The organism is Bacillus sp. AP50 (genome assembly GCF_040492675.1).
Taxonomy (GTDB): Bacteria; Bacillota; Bacilli; order Bacillales; family Bacillaceae_G; genus Bacillus_A; species Bacillus_A cereus.
In genome coordinates, this window is record NZ_JBEUTW010000686.1 from 1 (window position 1) to 2,831 (window position 2,831).

Consider the following 2,831-nt stretch of genomic DNA (forward strand, 5'->3'; position numbering starts at 1 on the left):
TTTTGCCTCTGAGTTGAGCCATTTGTTATAATTCCAACTTTAAAGTGCTTCTTTATTTGATTTAAGAAATGAATAGTATTTTGGTCTATTGAAAAACATCTAGGGAAATTATTATTCCAAAAATCTTGGATGTAATTGCGTGGCAATCTATACCTTGGCGTGAATTCATCAAACAATGATTCTAAAACTGTCGTTTTATTACTTATGCCATATTCTCTTTTATCGTATTCTTTGAATTTCTGTAACATGTTGCTTTTAGCCGCACCATCTACATTTTCATAACACTTTTCTAAAACAATTAAAAATAATGCCTCTACTGCTTTATCCCTATCAAGTAATGTATCATCTAAATCAAACAGCATCGCTTTATAACCCATCAAATAATTTCACAACCTTTCTCGCATGATTTAAATAATCCTTAGTTCACACCTTAATCGTTTACTAAATTAGCAAAAAACTCTAAAGTTTGTGAAGTACACTCTATAATTTCGCTAGCTTTTTTTATATTGAAATTCATTTCCGTTTCCCCTTCTAGTAAGTAGCGAAAGTATATGTTCACACAGTTTAAGAAATCACATGCAGTTCCCAATATTATACATTGGTTTTTTAGAAATATAAATCGTTCAGCTTTTCATACGATAAGTTTTTTCAAGCATACAATTATTTTTTCATAAAAAGGAATATGGCTAATCATATTTTTTTGGAGAATACACATTCTTGAAAATGAAGCTAATACGTTAAACGTCCTATGAAGTTCCTATTGTATCTCCACATAAACTCCAGATAGTACGGCTATAATGACTACCAGAGGTGATATTATGAAAAACTATCATATTCTCGTGGTAGAGGACGATCAAGAAATTCAGGAATTAATTAAACAATTTTTAATGACGCAGCATTATACAGTGATAGTCGCTTCAGATGGACTAGAGGGTATGACACAATTTAATAAGCAATCATTTGATTTAATTCTTCTAGATGTCATGATGCCCAATCTTAATGGGTTTGAAGTTTCTAAAATGATTCGAAGTCAGTCAAACGTACCAATTATTATGCTAACTGCGTTGGAAGAAGAGGAAGATCAAATGAAAGGATTCGACCTTGGGATCGATGATTATATAACAAAGCCCTTTTCATTTCATGTTTTGATTAGACGAGTCGAAGCTGTACTTAGAAGAAGTTATGATAAAAATGTAAATAATCATTTGATATTTAAAGAAGTGCGTATTGATGTGGATGCATATAGAGTATATGTAAATGACGTTGAAATTATATTAACGACAAAAGAGTTTGAAATTCTACAACTACTATTTCAAAATGAGAGAAAAGTACTCACAAGAGAAAATATCGTAGAGAAAGTCTGGGGTTACGATTATTTTGGAGAAACACGAATAATTGATACACATATTAAAAACCTACGCAAAAAATTAGCTATCCCTTATATTAAAACAATAAAGGGTATTGGTTATAAAATTGATGAATAGTATTGTGAAACTCATGAAAATGAAGCAAATTACTTATAAACTCTTTATGACTACATCTCTCATTTTATTATCCTTTGCAGTATTGATTTATTTAACTTTATACTTCTTTCTCCCTACGTTTTATGAGCAATATAAAACAGATCAACTTCAAACAGGGATAAACGAAATCATTGATAAGTCTAAAAATCTTACGTTTCAAGATGCGATACCACTTTTTGATGAATACGCAAAAAAAAATAATGCGATGCTTTATCTTCAAAATAAAGAAGGAGTAATTATTTACTCTCCTTCATTTTCTTTTATTCAAAGTGGTACGCAAAAAACAGTAGTTACTAAAGCAACACGATTCGAGAATGCAAGTACCCTCAGCAATTCATATAATGTTACGAAACCAATTCAATTCCAAGATGGTAGTTTAACGCTTATAGTCTTTGCTACATTTCAACCGATTGATGAAGCTTCACAGGTTTTAGTACGCTTTCTCCCCTATATTAGTATCATTGTGCTCGTTATTGGTATAGGGAGTGCTTATTTTTATTCCAGGTTTATTACAAAGCCACTTATTTATATTAATGAAGGTGCACAAAAGATGGCAAATTTAGATTTCTCCGAAAAAATTGAGGTTCGCTCTACAGATGAGTTAGGAGAATTATCTAATAGTTTGAATGACATGTCTATTAACTTACAACAAGCTATGTTTGATTTAAAAAAAGCAAATGAACAATTAAAAAATGATATTGAAAAAGAAAGAGAAATAGAAACAAAACGCAGAGAGTTTTTTGCGATTGTAGCACATGAATTAAAGTCCCCTCTTACTGTAATGAAAGGATACTTAGAAGGAATGATATACAATATTGGCCCTTATCAAAATCGCGATCAATATTTAAAGAAGAATCATCAAATTATTGAAAGTATGGAACAATTAGTTCGTGAAATTTTAAGCGTATCGAAATTAGAACAACACACCTTCAAACTAAAAGTAGAGAAAGTTAATCTTTCAAAATTAATAGGTACAATTACAAAGGATCTCGAATTTTTTGCTTCTCAAAAAAACATCGAAATAATAAAAGAAATTGATTTTGACCTTTCTATTTATACAGATTGTGCTCTTTTAGAAAAAGCATGTAAAAATATTATACACAATGCGGTTATGTATTCACCACATAATGAAAAAGTCTATATAAAGTTAAGTGAGGATTCGAAACAAGGTCAAATCAAAATGCAAATTATAAATACAGGTGTCAATATTAAAGATGAAGATTTACAACAAATTTTCAAACCATTTTATCGAATTGAAAAATCAAGAAATCGAAATACTGGAGGAAATGGTTTGGGGCTATATATTGT

At 30.1% G+C, this 2,831-nt stretch carries 3 protein-coding genes; 2 read left to right on the plus strand and 1 reads right to left on the minus strand.

Annotation, left to right across the window (positions count from 1 at the left end):
- Window positions 1–377 (minus strand): HAD hydrolase-like protein (locus ABWK52_RS28395; RefSeq protein WP_353772327.1); only part of this gene is annotated, 377 nt, incomplete at its 3' end.
- A 441-nt stretch (window positions 378–818) separates the two neighbouring features.
- Here ABWK52_RS28395 and ABWK52_RS28400 point away from each other — a divergent pair.
- The gene (locus ABWK52_RS28400; RefSeq protein ID WP_000800726.1) at window positions 819–1,484 is read left to right on the plus strand and encodes a response regulator transcription factor; all 666 of its coding nucleotides are present in this window, start codon (window positions 819–821) and stop codon (window positions 1,482–1,484) included.
- A 13-nt stretch (window positions 1,485–1,497) separates the two neighbouring features.
- Window positions 1,498–2,831: sensor histidine kinase (locus ABWK52_RS28405; protein WP_353772328.1), on the plus strand; the 1,334-nt coding region annotated here is incomplete at its 3' end.

Bases quoted from the DNA above. Each gene is read 5' to 3' on its own strand.
- ABWK52_RS28400 (WP_000800726.1), top strand. From the start codon at position 819: ATGAAAAACTATCATATTCTCGTGGTAGAGGACGATCAAGAAATTCAG.